We start from the raw sequence: 16,193 nt of genomic DNA on the forward strand, positions 1-16,193 counted from the left end.
ATCGAGAAAGCATGGACAACAGGCAACTCTGGTATTTCGCCGCGATCTATGAAGAGGGCGCGCTCGCTCACGCCGCGACTCGTGAACGCGTCGCCGTCTCAGCCTTGAGCAGGCATCTCGCCAACCTCGAGGCGGAACTCGGCGTGAAGCTCTTCGCGCGTGAGCCGAGGGGCGTCCGGCCGACCGCCGCCGGCGAACGCCTTTACAGCCACGCCCGCGCCATCCTCCGCGCCACCGCAGCGGCGGAGGCGGATCTTCGCGATGCGGGCCGGGAGGTGGCGGGCGAAATTTCCGTGGGCATGGCGTATTCCGCGATGAAGGCGATCGGCGTCCCATTGATGCGCCGTGTGCTCGCCGAACATCCGAAGCTGCGCCTGACCTTGACCGAGAGCCTGTCAGGCTCCACCCTTCTTCATCTTCTATCGTCCGAGATCGATATCGCGGTCGTCTTCAACCCCCCGGCGGACCCGCGGTTGCGGGTTCAGCCGGTTCTGGAGGAACGGATGGTCCTCGTCGGGCGGCCAGACATGATCGGCGAGCCTGACCTGCCGATCCGGTTCGACGATATCTTGAAACTCCCGCTCATCATCTTGCGCCAAGGCCTCTCCGCGCGCGCGATCGTCGATGACGGCGCGCTGCTGAAGAGATTGGAAAGGCGCGCCCGATTCGAGATGAACTCCGTGTCCGGCATCGCCGGCTCGCTCGTTCAGGGTCTCGGCTGCGCGGTGGGCGCCCGGCTCTTCATGCAGGAATATCTCGATGGCGGCGCGCTCGCTGCTCGTCCGATCGTCGAGCCGGAGCTACGCCGCGCGCTCTGTATCTGTGAGATCGCCGACCAGCCCGCCACATTCGCGCTGGAGACAGTGCGCCGACTCTGCATCCGTCTCTCGCTGGACGCCGTCGAAAGCGGCGCGTGGGAGGCGCGCAGCGTGATCGATCCCCACTCAGGTCCGTATTAGGAGCCTGCGGTCCGTGCATGCTCATCCGGTTGTAAGATTGGACAAGGCGCTTGAAATCGTGCTGAATTTCTACGCTGGATGAGCCGGAGAACAGAGTGGACCACGGGTCGCGCGGAGCAGTGTCGGAAAGGCCGGGAAAGATCGGGCTGGTCCTGCAGGGCGGCGGGGCGCGTGGCGCGTATCAGGTCGGCGCGCTCAAGGCGGTCGCGGAGATCACCGGCAGGCGGAGATCGCCCTTTCAGATCGTCTGCGGCGCTTCGGTGGGCGCGATCAACGCCGCGCCTCTTGCGGCGGCGTCGAGCAATTTTCAGTGGGGCACGCGGCGCCTTGAAGCGTTATGGCGCTCACTGAAATCCGACGCGGTATATGTGACCAGCGCCCCGACGATCCTCGCGACTGCGTTCAAATGGTTCTGGGCGCTGATGTTCAGCCGGAACGGCGCCCCGAGCGCGCTGCTGGACAACGCGCCCCTCGCGCGGCTCCTCGAACGTGAATTCGATCGACGGCAGCTCGAGCGGGCGATCAGGGCCGGCACGCTTCATGCGCTTTGCATCACCGCCGCAAGCTTTTCCACTGGACGGGCGGTGACGTTTTTTACCGGTCACGGCGAGATAGAAGAATGGCGGCGCGCCCGGCGCCGGGGCGTGCGGGCGGAAATAGGCGCGCGGCACCTCGTAGCGTCATCGTCGCTGCCTTTCATATTCGCGCCGGTCAAGTTGAGCGATCAGTATTTTGGCGACGGTTCGCTCCGGCTGACCGCGCCCCTCTCGCCCGCGATCCGCGCCGGGGCCGACAGGCTGTTCGTCATCGCCGCCCGCGACAATCTTCCGGACGAGGGTGGCGCGGCCGACGCGCCGGCGCCGACATTCGGGGAGATGGCGGGCCACGCGCTCGACATCCTTTTCAACGACAATCTGGACGCCGATCATGAACGGCTCACCCGGATCAACAACACGGTGTCCCTGCTGAGCGAGGACGCCCGTTCGAAGACACCGCTACGCGAAATCGAGACGCTGAGACTCTCGCCCTCGCAGGATCTGCGCGACTTCGCCGTGCGGTATGCGAATGAGATGCCGGCCTTCATCCGGCTGCTGATGCGCAGTATCGGCTCCTGGGGCAAGGACGGGCGCCTCATCAGTTATCTGCTATTCGAACCCGGCTACATCACCGCGCTGATCGATCTCGGTTACGCCGACACCATGGCGCGCAGGGATGAGGTCCGTCAGTTCCTTCGGAGATGATCGCGCTGCTGCCGGCGCCCGGCTAACGGGCCTTTGACCCTGGCGCGCCCGCCGAAGTACGATCCTGCACTGAAAGCGGAGGTTGAAACATGGCTGGAGGCTGGGCGCGCGACGGCGCGGTGAACGAACAGATAGAGGCTTCGATCGAGGATGAGTTGAACCGGATGCGGCTGGCGCGCGGCCCCATCGGCGAGAGCCTGGTCCACTGCGCGGAGTGCGACGAGCCGATCCCAGAGGCGCGCCGGCGCGCGATCCCAGGCGTGAAGCTCTGTGTTGAATGTCAGAGCGAGCGCGACTCGCGACCGGTCGCGAGGGGCGGAATAAACCGCCGCGGCTCGAAAGACAGTCAACTGAAGTGAGGCGCACGGCGACGCGAAGCGCATCACGCCGATGACGTAATAGACGACCGGAACGGTGACTGCGATCATGGATGGGGCGATGCGCTCGCCCAACAGCAGCCTGGCCAGGACCAACGCGAAGAACGGCTGGAGCAGTTACAAATCGCCGGCGCGGGCGATTCCCCCGAGGGCCAAACCCCGATACCAGAAAACAAGACCGATCAGCACGCTGAAGACGGAGACATAGGCGAAACCGATCCAGGCGCTTGCGCTTATTCCGGCTCATACGCCGGGCGATGTCGCGCGGGCGAGCCCGCCCATGATCGGCAGCGCCATGATCAGCGCCCAGGAGATCACCTGCCAGCCGCCCGGCCGGCGCGCCAGCGCCGCCCCCTCGGCAGAGCCGAGACCATGACGTCGACATCGTGGAGGACGTCTTATTCGCCGGCTTCGAGCCGCCTCCATCGCCCCGTCTCGCTGGCGCCGGCCATCGGTGGACGCCTTCATGCGGTTCAACGTAAGTCAGATGTCCGAACCCGGCGTCTTCGATACTCTTGCGCGCGCTATGGCGGTATAATGGCGCTGAAGACCTCGCAGGATCAGGCGTCAATCACATCGTCGAAATCGCCAGCCCGCATATAGGCGACTTCACGCGCCAGCTTGATGGTCGGGCGCATACCGAAAAGCATGGAACCGATTACGAACAACCATGTAGCCACATAGGTGGTCGACTCATCGAAAAAGAGGACGCTTCCAATCACGAACAGGGCGGCGGCCGAAAAATCCACAAATGTGTAAGCCAGTTCAGCGTAAGCGTAGATTTTTCGATGCTTTTCGCTGCGCAAGTGATTCGCGGGGTCAAATAGAGCCATTGTTTCGTCCCTTAAGTGTTGCCAGCGACACGGCCGAGGGTCGTGACCGGTTCAATTTGAAAAACACGTTCGCTTCTCACGCGCGATATCGCGCCCCCATTTCCAGCACCGCGGCGACCAGCACGTCCATGTCCGCCATCTTCGTCCGATGATTGGTGATGTTGATCCGGATCGCCGCCCGACCCCGGATCGTTGTCGTCGAAGGCGCGGCGGCGCCGCTCTCCTGCAGGTCCATGACGATCTCGCGTTGGATGGCGTCGAGATCACCCGCGAGCCCATCGGGGGCGTAGCGAAAGCACACGATGTTGAGCGGGGCGGGCCCGAGACGTTCCAGATCTTGATGCGCGTCGACCAGCCTGGCCAGATAGGCGGCCTGCGCGACATTGTCCTCCACCTTCTCGCCGATCCGCCGCAGGCCGTGCTCCTTCAGCGCGAACCAGACCTTGAGCGCCCGGAAACCGCGCGAGAGTTCTATTCCGTAATCGGAAAACCAGGGCTTGCCGCCGCCAAGGCCGCGCGGAAGGCCGGTCAGGTACTCGGCGCCATGCGCGAAGGCCGAAAGATGCGCCTCGCCATCGCGGATCAGAACGCAGCCGGCGTCGTACTGGACATGCATCCATTTGTGGAAATCGAAGGCGATGCTGTCCGCGCGTTCGATTCCCCTCAGCCGTGGCCGGAGTTCGTCGGATAGCGCCGCGACGGCGCCAAAAGCTCCATCGACATGGAACCAGAGATTCTCCTCGGCTGCGATATCCGCGAGCGCATCGAGGTCGTCCGTTGCGCCTGTGTTCACGGTCGCTGCGGCGCCGATCACAGCGAAGGGCAGGGCGCCCGCTGCGCGGTCCTCCGCGATCATTGCCCGGAGCGCGCCGACATCCATCGTTAAATCCGCGCGCACCGGGACACGCCGCAGAGCGTCGAGTCCGAGACCGCATTGGTCGAAGGCTTTCGCGATGCAGCTATGCGCTTCCGACGAAGTGTAGCCGACCATGGGGTTGGCGCCCTGCCTGACGCCCGCGCGCCGCACGTCATGCGGCGCCTTCGCCTTTCGCGCGGCGATCACGGCGATCAGCGTCGCCATCGAGGTGCCGCTGAGGATGAGACCACTGGCGTTTTCGGGAAAGCCGAATATCCGCCGCATCCATTCGATCACCTGTTTCTCGACAAGGATGGGCGCATGGTCGCGCCCGCCGAGATTGGCGTTCATCGCCGCCGCCATGATGTCCGCGACGATGCCGCCGGGCGTTCCAGTTCCGTGAACCCAGCCGAAAAAGCGCGGATGCGTGTTGCCGGTCGGGTAGGGGAGCACATGAGCGAGAAGGTCTTCCGCAGCCCGCGCCGCGCCCTCCGGTTCCATCGGCGGCGGCGCGCGGAGCGCGTCCCGTGCGGATTGCGGCGTTGGCCGCCAGACCGGTCGGTCGGCGGCGCCCTCGAGATGGTCCAGCGCGCTGTCCAGCATCCTGTGCGCCAGCGCGCGGAATTCCGGCCAGTCCGTCGGATCGAGCGACGTTTCGACACGATCCGCCCCGGTCTTCAACTCTCGCATCGTGTCGGCGCTCCTGATCGGTTGACGTTGGCGAAGTTTCCACGGACGCTTGGGCAAAGGCAATCCGACGAAAGAGGCGACGAGGATGGCGGCGACGGACGAGCAGTCGGCGAGGCCGCATGTGGCCGTGGTGGGGGCCGGGATTGTTGGAGTGGCGACTTCGATCTGGCTGCGGCGGGCCGGCGCGCGTGTCACGCTGATCGACAGGGAAGGGCCGGCCACCGGAACATCTTACGGCAACGCCGGGATTCTCGCGGCGGCCTCGGTGGCGCCAGTTACAGTTCCCGGATTGCTCGCCAAGGCCCCAGGCATGCTTTTCGATCCGATGAAGCCTCTCTTTCTACGTTGGTCCTATCTGCCGCGCCTCGCGCCCTGGCTGCGCCGTTACCTCGCTCATGGGAACGAAAAGGCGGTCGAGCGGATATCGCACGGCCTGACGGAGCTATTGGGCGACACCGTGGATCAACATATAAGCCTCGCGGCGGGGACTGACGCCGCGCGCTTCGTGAAACCCGTCGACTATCTCTACGGCTATGACTCGCGCGCTGATCATGACGCTGACAGTTATTCATGGTCGCTCCGCGCCCGGCGCGGCTTCGCATTCGAGGAGATGGACGCAGCCGCGATCGCCGCCTTCGATCCGGCGCTGAAGGGGCGGTTCGGATTCGCCGTCCGCTGCCCGGGGCATGGAATGATTTCCGATCCCGGCGCTTACGTCCGCGCGCTACACGCGCATCTTGTCGATATCGGCGGCCAGTCGCTCACCGCGACCGTTTCGGACATACGTGTCGAACAGGGCCGCGCGACGGGCGTCGTCACCGACGCCGGAGTGATCGCCGCCGACGAGGTTGCGCTCACCGCAGGCGCGTGGTCCGGCCCGATAGCGAAACGGCTCGGCGTCACGATGCCGTTGGAGACCGAGCGCGGCTATCATGTCGAGTTCGTCGATCCGTCGATAGAGCTGCGCGCGCCGGTCATGGTCGCTTCCGGCAAGTTCGTTGCGACGCCGATGGAAGGGCGGTTGCGCTGCGCCGGAGTGGTCGAGTTCGGCGGGCTGGACGCGCCGCCGAGCGAGGCGCCGTTCCGGATGGTCGAGAAGAAGGCGCGGGCGCTCTTTCCCGATCTCGAATACTCTGAAACCCGGCGATGGATGGGCCACCGTCCGGCGACGACTGACAGTCTGCCGGTGATCGGCCGCGCGCCGGCGGCGATTAATGTCTGGCTCGGCTATGGTCATCAGCATGTGGGGTTGACCGGCGGCCCCAAGACCGGGCGCTGGTTGGCCAGCTTGATCTGCGGCGAGCGACTGAATGTCGACCTCGCGCCGTTTGCGCCAGATCGGGCCGCGGTGGTGAAGACCTGAGGCGTCGCGTGTGGCGGGTTTGGGATGGCGCCGCGAGTGCGGAGTCCTGTCCAATGCCGGGCTAGGGAGTGTCCGGCTTTGGATGGCCGCATTGACCGATAATCAATATTATGATAAATATTAGGAACGCCTAGAGCGCCACGAAATCCTTGCTGAACCGCCGCGCGAGACGTTCAAACACGGCGTCCGGCGCAGCCACCTCCACATCAATCCCGGCGTCATGATCCCGTCGCCCACGCATTTCGAAGTTGCGGTAAGCCCACGCCAACGCCTCGCCGGCTTCGGGATCGAACCGCAACACGCGAACGGTTTCCGACGCGCCAAGTCGTCCGGCGATGAGCGCCAGGACGTCCTCGACGCCATCTCCGTTCAGCGCAGAGATCGCCGCTTCGCTGTCGCGCCGCGCGCATTGTTCGATCAGTGCCGCACGCGCGTCAGGCGCCATCAGGTCGATCTTGTTGTGCAGCGTCAGGATCGCGTCAAGCTGCCCTTCGCTGAACCCAAGCGCGCTCAGCGTGTCATAGACGTCCTTATCCTGCGCGTCCGCCTCCGGATGCGCAGCGTCGCGAACATGGACGACGAGATCGGCTTCCAGAACTTCCTCGAGCGTGGCCCGGAACGCAGCGATCAGTTGCGTCGGTAGATCGGCGATGAAGCCGACGGTGTCGGAAAGAATCGCCCTGCGTCCGCCCGGCAGGTCGAGATTGCGCATCGTGGGATCGAGCGTCGCAAAGAGCATGTCCTGCGCCATGACCGAGGAGCCGGTGACGCGATTGAAGAACGTCGATTTGCCGGCATTGGTATAGCCGACCAGCGCCACGACCGGAAAAGGAACCCGCTGACGCGCGCTGCGTTGCAGGCCGCGCGTGCGGACCGTCTTTTCCAACTGACGGCGAATCCTGACCATGCGTTCATCCAGCGCGCGCCGGTCGGCCTCGATCTGCGTCTCGCCAGGCCCCCCCACGAAGCCGAGCGCACCGCGCTGGCGCTCCAGATGGGTCCAGCTACGGACGAGCCTGCCGCGCTGGTATTCGAGGTGCGCGAGCTCGACCTGCAGCGCGCCCTCGCGCGTCTGCGCGCGTTCACCGAAAATCTCTAGGATTAGCCCCGTTCGATCTATCAGCTTGACTTTCCATGCCTTTTCTAGGTTCTGCTGTTGCTTGGGCGTGATTGGACCGTTAACGACCACGAGTTCGGCGTCGGCTGCCCCGACCGCGGCGCCCAGTTCTTTCACCTTGCCAGAGCCGAAAAGCCATCCGGCCCGCGGCGCCGTGAGAACAGCAGTCGCGGAGCCTACGATTTCGAGATCGAGCGCCTCGGCGAGGCTCAACGCTTCGTCGAGGCGTGTCTCACTTGAGCGCCCGCCTGCCCCGCCCGTCCGAAGCTCGGGATGGATGACGAATGCGCGTGTGCGCGGGGCGTCAGCCAGTTTCTTCACCCTCATAGAGTGTGATCGGCTGTGACGGCATCACGGTCGAGATGGCGTGCTTGTAAACAAGCTGCGACTGTCCATCGCGGCGCAAGAGCACGCAAAAATTGTCAAACCACGTAATGACACCCTGTAGCTTAACGCCATTCACGAGAAAGGTTGTCACGGGGACCTTGTTCTTTCGAACATGGTTGAGGAACGCATCTTGCAGGTTCTGTCTGTCGGTGGCCATTATCTGGATCCTTCTTTTTTCGCCTGGTTCTGAACGCGCGCTCACCTGCGGCGTCCCTGGTGCGGACACCCGGAATGTGTGCGCTGCGGCGCAGCATTTCCAGTGTTAATTCACGTCGCAGACAAAATTCACCGCCAGTTATCCGCGTTCAGCATCGCGATCAACGCCAGAATCTCCACACGACCGAGCACCATGACGACGACAAGAACGATCCGGCCCTCCGGCGTGACGGAGGTGAGCCAACTTCCTCCCGTCGTCGCGGGAAAGAGCGGGCCAGTGTTCGACAGCGCCGCGACGGCGGCGGACATCGCGTTTTCGAACGTCATTCCGAGAAGACTGAGCACGAGCATCGCAACCGCGAGCGTGACGAGAAACATCATGACAAAGATCCAGGCGATCTGCGCGCCCTCGCGGCGCAGACCACGCTTTCGCGCGCCTGCGCCGCTGATCGAGGACGGTCGGACGAGGCGTTCCAACTCCCGCGCGCCATGCTTGAAAAGCGCATATGCGCGCAGGAGTTTCACGCCGCCCGCCGTCGTCGCGATCCCGCCGCCCATGATGGCGAGCCCGAAAAAAATCAGTGACGGGCTATCAAGCCCACTCCATTGGCGCGCCGATTCCCAATCGGCGGATAGATAGCCCGTCGTCGTCGAGAATGAGAGCACGGTGAAGAATCCGCCCCAGAGCGCCCGGAGCGATCCCGCAGCGGCTCCGCCTTCGTCCAGTTCCAGAACGCCGATCCAGTGACGAAGGTAGAGCCAGGCGCTCAGTCCGACGACGATCACGAAAAGCAACCGCATCTCCGGATCATGCGGCAGCGTATCGAACCGGAACGGCCGCCGTCCGGGGCCGCCATAGCTGTGCCGCGTCGCCGCGAGCACCAGGAAGACCGCGATCACCAGCTCCCCGAAGAAGCCGGAAGCGGTGGAAGCCGGCCCATGCTCGACGCTCACGCCGCTGGTCGAGAGAACGCCGGCGGAGAGCACCACCGCCTGGAGCGGCGAATGGCCAAGGGCGAGCAAGATGACCGCGAGCGCGCTGGTCAGGCCCGCATATACCGGCGTCACGGCGCTAATCGCTCTTGCGAGGCGCCCGCCGGCGGCTTCGGACGGTTTGCCTCCCGCCCAGACCGGGTCGCCGCTCAATCGGCCGACGGCGCCGGTCCGGCCGCTGTCGCCGCGAACTTCGAACCCGCCGAGGTTCCGTGGCGCGAGTACGGCGTAGGCCATAACCAGCGCCACCAATCCGCCAAACCAGGCGACCACCGCGCGCCAGAGAATGACGGCGCGGTGCACCTCGTCCAGCCGGTCGAACACCGTGGCGCCCGTCGTCGTGATCATCGAAACCATTTCGAAATAGGCGACCTCATAACCGAGTAACGGCATGACGGCCGCGATCGGCGCGGCGGCGGCGAGCGGCGCAATGGCGAGCGTCGCGAGAAGCAACGCGAACTCCCCAAACGCGCCCGCGTTCTCCGCCCGGCGGCGCATCGCCACGACCAGAAGACACCCGGCGATGGCTGTGACCGCCATGCTGTAACCGAAACCGGCGGCGATATGCCAATCCCCGAGCGCGACGGCATAGATCGCCGGGATCGACATGAGCGCGGCCATAGCGAGCAGAACGAGGCCGAATACCGGAAAGCCCCGCCAGATCATCTAAAAGAATTCGACCGAGACGCGGAACATCTGTTCGATCTCACGGACCCTCTTTGAAAGAACGAAAACAACCACGCGGTCATCGGCGTTGATCGTCAGGTCGCCATGCGGCAGCTTGACCTTACCATCGCTGAGCACGGCGCCGACGACGGAGTCGTCGGGAAAGCCGGCGTCGCGGATGCGCTTTCCGGCGATTGGCGAGGTCGAAAGAATTTGCGCCTCGACAATCTCGGCCTCCCCTTCGCCGATCACATGCACCGCCCGCACCCGGCCGCGCCGGACGTGGCGCAGAATGGTTGAGACAGTGGTCGCCCGCGGGTTCAGGGTGATATCGACGCCGATCCGCTCAGCGAGATTGGCGAGCACCGTATCCTTGACCAGCGCGATTGTCAGCGCACACCCGGCCTGTTTGCAAAGCGCCGCCGAAAGCAGATTCGCCCGGTCGTCATCCGTCAGCGTGATCACCGCCTCGGCTGCGCCGACGCGCGCTTCCTCCAATATGTCGGCGTCAAGCCCGTCGCCGTTCAGCATGATCGCGTCGTTCAACCGGTCGGCGGCGTATTCCGCCCGCACGCGATCGCGCTCAATCATCCGCAGGCGGATATCCGGCGCCGTTTGCTCCAGCAGCTCGGCGACTTCGAGCCCGACATTCCCGGCGCCGATCAGGACGACATTGCGCACCGCTTTGCGCTCCCCGACGAATATCGCGATCGTTCGGTCCAGGTCGGCGGCGGTGGAAAGGACGTGGATCTGATCACCGGCGAGCAGTTGATCGTTCGCATCCGCGATCTGCAGCCGTCCTTCCCGACGCACCGCCAGAACCTGCGCGGAAAGTGTGCTGAATAGCTCGGTCAGTTGTCGGAGCGGCGTGTTCAGCACCGCGCAATCCGGCGGGAGAGTGATCGCCACGATGGAGACCGCGCCGTCGAAATAGGACGACATGTCGAACGCCGCAGGCTTCCTCAACCTGCTGACCGCAACTTTCGCCACCTCGTTTTCCGGCGAAATGATCACGTCGATCGGCATGTGATCGCGGCGGAATAGATCCGACCATCGATTCTCCAGATAGCCCTTTGCGCGGACCCGCGCGATTTTCTGAGGAACGTTGAATTCCGAATGTGCGACCTGGCAGGCGATCATGTTGACTTCGTCGATCTGTGTCGCGGCGATCAACATCTCCGCGTCGACGGCGCCGGCCCGTTCCTGAACATCCGGATGCGCCGCATGACCGACGACCCCGGATACGTCCAGCCGGTCCGTCATCCGCTGGATGAGATCGGGATCAAGGTCGATGACGGTGACCGAATGACCCTCCTGCGAGAGCCGTAACGCGATCTGGCCTCCGACCTGACCCGCTCCGCAAACAATGATCTTCATGGGTCGCCCCCCATTGGCGAGCGACTATGGGCCGCTCGGGGAATCCGGTCAATCCGGCCTCGCTCTGTCATCCACCTCATCTTCGACCTTGGCGATGCGCGCGCCGCCGAGCGAGGCGGTGGTGATGTTGAGCGATTTGAGCTTCCTGTGCAGCGCCGACCGCTCCATGCCGACGAAGCTCGCGGTTTTCGAGATATTGCCACCGAAGCGATTGATCTGGGCGACGAGATAATCGCGTTCGAACAATTCGCGCGCCTCGCGGAGCGGCAGGCTGATCTGCGACGCGCGCAACCCGCTCTCGGCCGCGCCGGCGTCCCCCCTGCCCCGATCCGACGTAAGCTCGTCCGCCGAAATATCTTCGCCTTCGCCGCCGAGAATCATCAGCCGCTCGATCAGATTTCGTAGCTGGCGGACATTGCCCGGCCATTTCAGCGTCTGCAGCGTCGCGGTCGCGGACGGGGTGAAGTTTCTGCGCATGAGTCCCTGCTGGGCGGAGATCGCGTCCACGAAATGTTGCGCCAGAAGCGGAATGTCCTCGCGCCGCGCATCCAGCGGCGGCACGCTGATCGGCACCACATTCAGCCGGTGATAAAGATCTTCACGGAACCGCCCTTCGGCGATCTCCGCTTTCAGGTCGCGGGTCGTGCCCGAAATCAGCCGCACATCGACCCGCACCATCTCGCCCCCGCCCGGGCGGGAGAAAGATTGATCAACCAGGATTCTGAGGATCTTCGCCTGCGTGCCAAGCGGCATCTCCGCGACCTCGTCGAAAAAGAGCGTGCCGCCATGCGCGCGGTCGAAGAGTCCTTTCTCGATGCGTCCGTCATCGCGACTGCGTCCGAAGAGCACCTCCTCCATCAGGTGCGGCTCCATCGCTGCGGCGTTGGAAACCACGAACGGCGCGTTCGCCCGGCCCGAGTTCGCGTGAATATAGCGCGCGGCCACTTCCTTACCTGCGCCCGGCGGTCCGGTCAGCACGACGCGGCTGGCGGCGCGGGCGACGCGGTCGAGCTGGCCGCGAAGCGCGGTCATCGCGTGCCCTTCGCCGATCATCCGATGCTCGCGGGCCTCCTGCGCCTTCAGCGCGGCGTTTTCCCGACGCAGACGATTCGCCTCCAGCGCGCGATGGACGACGACAAGCAACTGGTCCGTATTGAACGGTTTCTCGATAAAATCGTAGGCGCCCTGTTTGATCGCCGCCACGGCGATCTCGATATTCCCGTGTCCCGATATGATGACGACCGGAACATCCGGGTTATCCCGCTTGACCGCCTTCAGGATTTCGATTCCGTCCATTCGGCTGCCCTGTAGCCAGATGTCGAGAATGATCAGATCGGGCGGCGCTTCATCCACCGCCGCAAGCGCGCCATCGGCGTCCTTCGCCTCTCGCGTGTCGTGTTCCTCGTCGCGCAGGATATCTCCGATGAGATCACGGATGTCCGCTTCATCATCGACGATAAGAATATCGCTCATGCCGTCCCGTTCTTTTCCGTTGAGTTCATTGTGCGCCCCTGAAGTGGCAGAACTAGGGTGATGCGCGCACCCCCTATCTCCGGGTCATCCCAATGGGCGTTCTCCAGCCGGAGCGCGCCGCCATGCTGCTCTGCGATCTTCTTCACGATGGCGAGCCCGAGCCCGGTGCCTTTCTCTCGCGTGGTCACGTATGGTTCGGTCAGTTGCGCGCGATCGGTTTTGGGAAGACCGACGCCCGTATCCTCCACCGCGATGGAAAGCGTGTTCCCGTCATCCGTAATCGTCGTTCGAATTCGCCCTTCGCCCGCCATCGCAGGCTCCTGCTCGATGCGCTGATCCACCGCCTCCTGCGCGTTCTTCAGCACATTGGTCAGCGCCTGCGAGATCAGGCTCGAGTCGCAACGCAGCACACGCGGTTGATCCGCGCCGTGCGACTCGAAAGCGATATCCGGGCGCGCCGAACTTTGCAGCAGTATCGCGCCCCGCACCAGCGCCGAAATATCCTCCGGCTTGGTTTCGGGATTCGGCATCCGGGCGAATTTCGAAAACTCGTCCACCATGCGTCTGATATCGCCGGCCTGGCGGATGATCACATCGGCATACTGATCGAAGTTCGCGCGCTCGTCGCCGGCGAGCGGGCCGAACTTGCGTCGCAACCGTTCGGCGGAGAGCTGTATCGGCGTCAGGGGGTTCTTAATCTCGTGCGCGATCCGCCGCGCGACATCGCCCCACGCCGCTTCGCGCTGCGCGGACACAAGCGCGGTGAGGTCATCCAGCGTCATCACATAACCCTGTTCAGGATGATCCATCGAGCGCGCCGCGACGCGGACCAGAAACTCGCGGAGCGCGTCGCCGGTGGTGATCGTCACCTGACCCTGAGCCGCTCCGGTCATCGAGCGCTGCGCGGTCCGAAATATCCGCTCCATCTGTTCCGGAAGCCGCTTCGGGTCTTCCGCGTCGACCTGTAACATCCTACGCGCCGCGGCGTTCATCATCTCGATCCCACCGTTGGTGTCGAGGCCGATCACCCCGGCGGACACGCCGCTAAGAACGGTTTCGATGAAGTTGCGCCGATGCTCGCTTTCCCGATGCGCATCGATCAGGGCGTCGCGCTGGCCTTTCACTTGCGCGGTCATGCGATTGAAGACGCGCGATAGCAGCGCCACCTCGTCATGTGAATTCTCTTCCGGCACCTTGATGTCGAGATCACCCTCGCCAACTCTTTCGGCGGCGGCAGCCAGCACGCCGATGGGGCGCGAAAGCCGCTCAGCCAACCACAGCCCGAGCCACGCAGCGGTGGTGATGACCAGAAGCGCGAAGCCGAGATAGACCAGCGCGAAAACTGACAGGAGCCGCCCGCGCGCCGCCTCCGTCTTGTTGTAGAGCGCTACCGTCTCAGCCGTTTCATCGAGGAGGAGAAGCACGTTTCCATCCACTTGCCGACTTACGTAGAGAAACGTGTCTATATAATTGTTGAGATAAACCAGCGCGCGCAGCTCGTTGTTCAACTGGTCCTCGACCACCACGACCCGGCCCAGTCTCGCATCCGCGATCTCCACCTCCGATGGCGGGTCGTAGGTGAAGGTGTAACTGAAATCGCCCCGATGCAGGATGTTGCGCGCGCCGTCGATCAGGTAGGCCTCGGGGAAACGGCGAAGCGCCTGCTGACGGCGCAGGAGTTCGGCGAGCGCGGTGTCGGAAATGCCGAGCGCGGCGGCGCGGTTCATGTCATTCGCCATATTCAGGACCTCGCGTTCGATCGAACGGCGATGCTCGTCCGCATAGGCCTGCGCTGTGATCAGCGAATTGCGGACCACCGAGCCGACCTGCCCGGAAAACCACGTCTCGATCCCGACATTGATCGAAAGCGTCGCGAACGCGGCGATGATCACCGTCGGCGCCAGCGCGACAATGGCGAAGATTCCGGTCAGCCGTAGATGCAGGCGAGCACCCGCCGAATGCAGGCGCCGCGCCCGGACCAGAAGCCAGACCCGACGCCCGATCATCGCCAGAAGCAGTACGATATAGGCCAGGTCGGCGATGAGGATGGTGTTCACCGCGTCGGGCGTCACGCCGTCGCGGTTCATGATCACCGTCGTCGTGCCGACCAGCGCGCCCCCGAACAACATGAGCACGAGAATCGCGCCGCTATTGGCCGGCCCGCCAGGCAGCGCGGCGGCGAGGCGGGATGGGGAAAGGACCGCCAAGCCTGTCATTTCCGCACTTGCTGACCTCAAAACTGTTGCAGGGTTACATCAGTTTCTTGCCGCGCGTGATGGGGATGTCAAGCTCGCGGATCTTCTTGCGCAGCGTATTGCGGTTGATGCCCAGCACATCGGCCGCCCGCAACTGATTGCCGCGCGTCGCCATCAGCGTCAGCGCGATCAACGGCAACTCGACCTCCTTGAGAACACGGTCGTAGAGGCCGGGCGGGGGCGGCGCATCGCCGTGAAGCGCAAAATAGCGGCCAAGATGATACTCGACGGCGGCGCCGAGGCTTTCACCCATCATCGGCTGCGGCTCCTCCGCCGACGAAGGGCGTGCGGCCAGCTCGTCCTCCACCATCTCAGCGTCGATCAGGTCGTCGGCCGAAAGCGCGGCGAGCCGCTTGATCAGGTTCTCTAGCTCCCTGACATTTCCCGGCCACCCTTGCCTCGAAAGCACGTCGAGCGCTTTTTGGCTGATCCCCTTCCTCGGCAGCCCTTCCTCCTCGGCGCGGCGAAGAAAGGCGCGCGCGAGATCGGGAATGTCCTCCACGCGCTGGCGAAGCGGAGGCAACCGTAGAGGCACGACGTTCAGCCGGTAGAAAAGGTCTTCGCGAAACCGGCCTTCGTGGATCAGTCCGCGCAGGTCTTGATGGGTGGCGGCGACGATCCGCACATCGCTGCGGATCGGCTTTCGGCCGCCGACGGTTGTATATTCGCCCTCCTGCAGCACTCTCAGCAGCCGGGTCTGCGCATCATGCGGCATGTCGCCGATCTCATCCAGAAAGAGCGTTCCGCCCTGCGCCTGTTCGAACTTGCCGACGCCGCGCCCGGTCGCCCCGGTGAACGAACCGCGCTCATGACCGAAAAGCTCGGATTCGATCAGCTCGCGCGGGATGGCCGCCATATTGACCGCGACGAACGGGCGGGTCTTGCGCCTGCCGAAATCATGGAGGGCGCGCGCGACAAGCTCCTTTCCGGTGCCGCTCTCGCCGGTGATCATCACCGACAGATCGGTGTTCATGAGCCGCGCCATGATCCGATAGACATCCTGCATCGCAGGGGAGCGGCCGATGATCGGCAGGCTCTCGTCGCGGGTGCGGGGCGCGGCGGGTTCGGCCCGCCCCTCCGGCGCGCGACCATCAAGCGCTTTCTTTACATTGCTAAGCACTTCCTTGAGATCAAATGGTTTTGGGAGGTACTCGTAGGCTCCGGCCTCCGCCGCACGGATGGCGGTCATCACCGTGTTTTGCGCACTCATCACGATCACCGGCAGGTCCGGGCGTTTTCTTCGGATCGCCGGCAGCAAATCCAACGCATCGCCGTCCGGCATAATCACATCGGTGACGATGAGATCGCCTTCGCCGCCCTCGACCCAGCGCCATAGCGTGGAGGTGGAACCCGTCGCGCGCACGCGGCAGCCGATCCTGGTCAGCGCCTGGCTCAACACCATGCGGATCGAGCGATCGTCATCGGCCAGGAGAATCGTTCCGGTCGTCAT

14 protein-coding genes are annotated in these 16,193 nt (G+C 64.1%); 4 read left to right on the forward strand and 10 right to left on the reverse strand.

All coding sequences use genetic code 11. From position 1 onward, the window contains the following. Positions 1-11 precede the first annotated feature (11 nt). The 3 genes from G5B40_RS02780 (at position 12) to G5B40_RS02790 (ending at position 2,559) form a co-directional block, all read left to right on the forward strand. Positions 12-959 carry a LysR family transcriptional regulator gene (locus G5B40_RS02780; protein WP_165094701.1) on the forward strand — a complete coding sequence of 316 codons (948 nt, stop codon included), beginning with the start codon at positions 12-14 and terminating at the stop codon, positions 957-959. 95 nt (positions 960-1,054) lie between these two features. After that, a complete protein-coding gene (locus G5B40_RS02785) occupies positions 1,055-2,200 on the forward strand; it encodes a patatin-like phospholipase family protein (RefSeq protein WP_211907403.1) in 1,146 nt (381 codons plus the stop codon). 89 nt (positions 2,201-2,289) lie between these two features. Beyond that, complete coding sequence (locus tag G5B40_RS02790; RefSeq protein WP_165094703.1) at positions 2,290-2,559, forward strand: DksA/TraR family C4-type zinc finger protein; 270 nt, start codon at positions 2,290-2,292, stop codon at positions 2,557-2,559. A 261-nt stretch (positions 2,560-2,820) separates the two neighbouring features. Here G5B40_RS02790 and G5B40_RS02795 read toward each other — a convergent pair whose 3' ends face one another. The 3 genes from G5B40_RS02795 to G5B40_RS02805 all read right to left on the reverse strand — a co-directional run bounded on the left by G5B40_RS02795 (position 2,821) and on the right by G5B40_RS02805 (position 4,956). Next, positions 2,821-3,003 carry a hypothetical protein gene (locus tag G5B40_RS02795; protein ID WP_165094705.1) on the reverse strand — a complete coding sequence of 61 codons (183 nt, stop codon included), beginning with the start codon at positions 3,001-3,003 and terminating at the stop codon, positions 2,821-2,823. Positions 3,004-3,137: 134 nt separating this feature from the next. Continuing rightward, a complete protein-coding gene (locus tag G5B40_RS02800; protein ID WP_165094707.1) occupies positions 3,138-3,410 on the reverse strand; it encodes a YrhK family protein in 273 nt (90 codons plus the stop codon). Positions 3,411-3,486: 76 nt separating this feature from the next. Beyond that, positions 3,487-4,956, reverse strand: coding sequence for a pyridoxal phosphate-dependent decarboxylase family protein (locus G5B40_RS02805; protein ID WP_165094709.1), 1,470 nt, complete (start codon positions 4,954-4,956; stop codon positions 3,487-3,489). Positions 4,957-5,041: 85 nt separating this feature from the next. Between G5B40_RS02805 and G5B40_RS02810 the strand changes: the two genes are divergently transcribed. After that, positions 5,042-6,319: an NAD(P)/FAD-dependent oxidoreductase gene (locus tag G5B40_RS02810; RefSeq protein ID WP_165094711.1), complete on the forward strand. Its 1,278-nt coding sequence runs from the start codon at positions 5,042-5,044 to the stop codon at positions 6,317-6,319. A gap of 130 nt (positions 6,320-6,449) precedes the next feature. Here G5B40_RS02810 and hflX read toward each other — a convergent pair whose 3' ends face one another. The 7 genes from hflX to ntrC all read right to left on the reverse strand — a co-directional run bounded on the left by hflX (position 6,450) and on the right by ntrC (position 16,193). After that, complete coding sequence (gene hflX / locus G5B40_RS02815) at positions 6,450-7,763, reverse strand: GTPase HflX (protein ID WP_165094714.1); 1,314 nt, start codon at positions 7,761-7,763, stop codon at positions 6,450-6,452. Further along, complete coding sequence (gene hfq / locus G5B40_RS02820; RefSeq protein ID WP_165094717.1) at positions 7,741-7,980, reverse strand: RNA chaperone Hfq; 240 nt, start codon at positions 7,978-7,980, stop codon at positions 7,741-7,743. Before hfq ends, hflX begins: the two co-directional genes overlap by 23 nt. A 128-nt stretch (positions 7,981-8,108) precedes the next feature. Continuing rightward, on the reverse strand, positions 8,109-9,638 hold the full coding sequence (locus G5B40_RS02825) for a TrkH family potassium uptake protein (RefSeq protein ID WP_165094719.1): 1,530 nt from the start codon (positions 9,636-9,638) through the stop codon (positions 8,109-8,111). Next, entirely contained in the window at positions 9,639-11,015 is a 1,377-nt protein-coding gene (gene trkA, locus G5B40_RS02830; RefSeq protein WP_165094722.1) for a Trk system potassium transporter TrkA, read from the reverse strand. It lies immediately after the preceding gene. A gap of 48 nt (positions 11,016-11,063) precedes the next feature. Then, positions 11,064-12,488, reverse strand: a complete 1,425-nt coding sequence (ntrX, locus tag G5B40_RS02835) for a nitrogen assimilation response regulator NtrX (protein WP_165094725.1) — start codon at positions 12,486-12,488, stop codon at positions 11,064-11,066. Beyond that, the gene (locus G5B40_RS02840) at positions 12,485-14,695 is read right to left on the reverse strand and encodes a sensor histidine kinase NtrY-like (protein ID WP_165094728.1); all 2,211 of its coding nucleotides are present in this window, start codon (positions 14,693-14,695) and stop codon (positions 12,485-12,487) included. Before G5B40_RS02840 ends, ntrX begins: the two co-directional genes overlap by 4 nt. A gap of 43 nt (positions 14,696-14,738) precedes the next feature. Then, positions 14,739-16,193 (reverse strand): nitrogen regulation protein NR(I), encoded by a 1,455-nt coding sequence (ntrC, locus tag G5B40_RS02845; protein WP_165094731.1) that lies wholly within the window; start codon positions 16,191-16,193, stop codon positions 14,739-14,741.

The sequence above is a fragment of the Pikeienuella piscinae genome (assembly GCF_011044155.1).
Lineage (GTDB): Bacteria > Pseudomonadota > Alphaproteobacteria > Rhodobacterales > Rhodobacteraceae > Pikeienuella > Pikeienuella piscinae.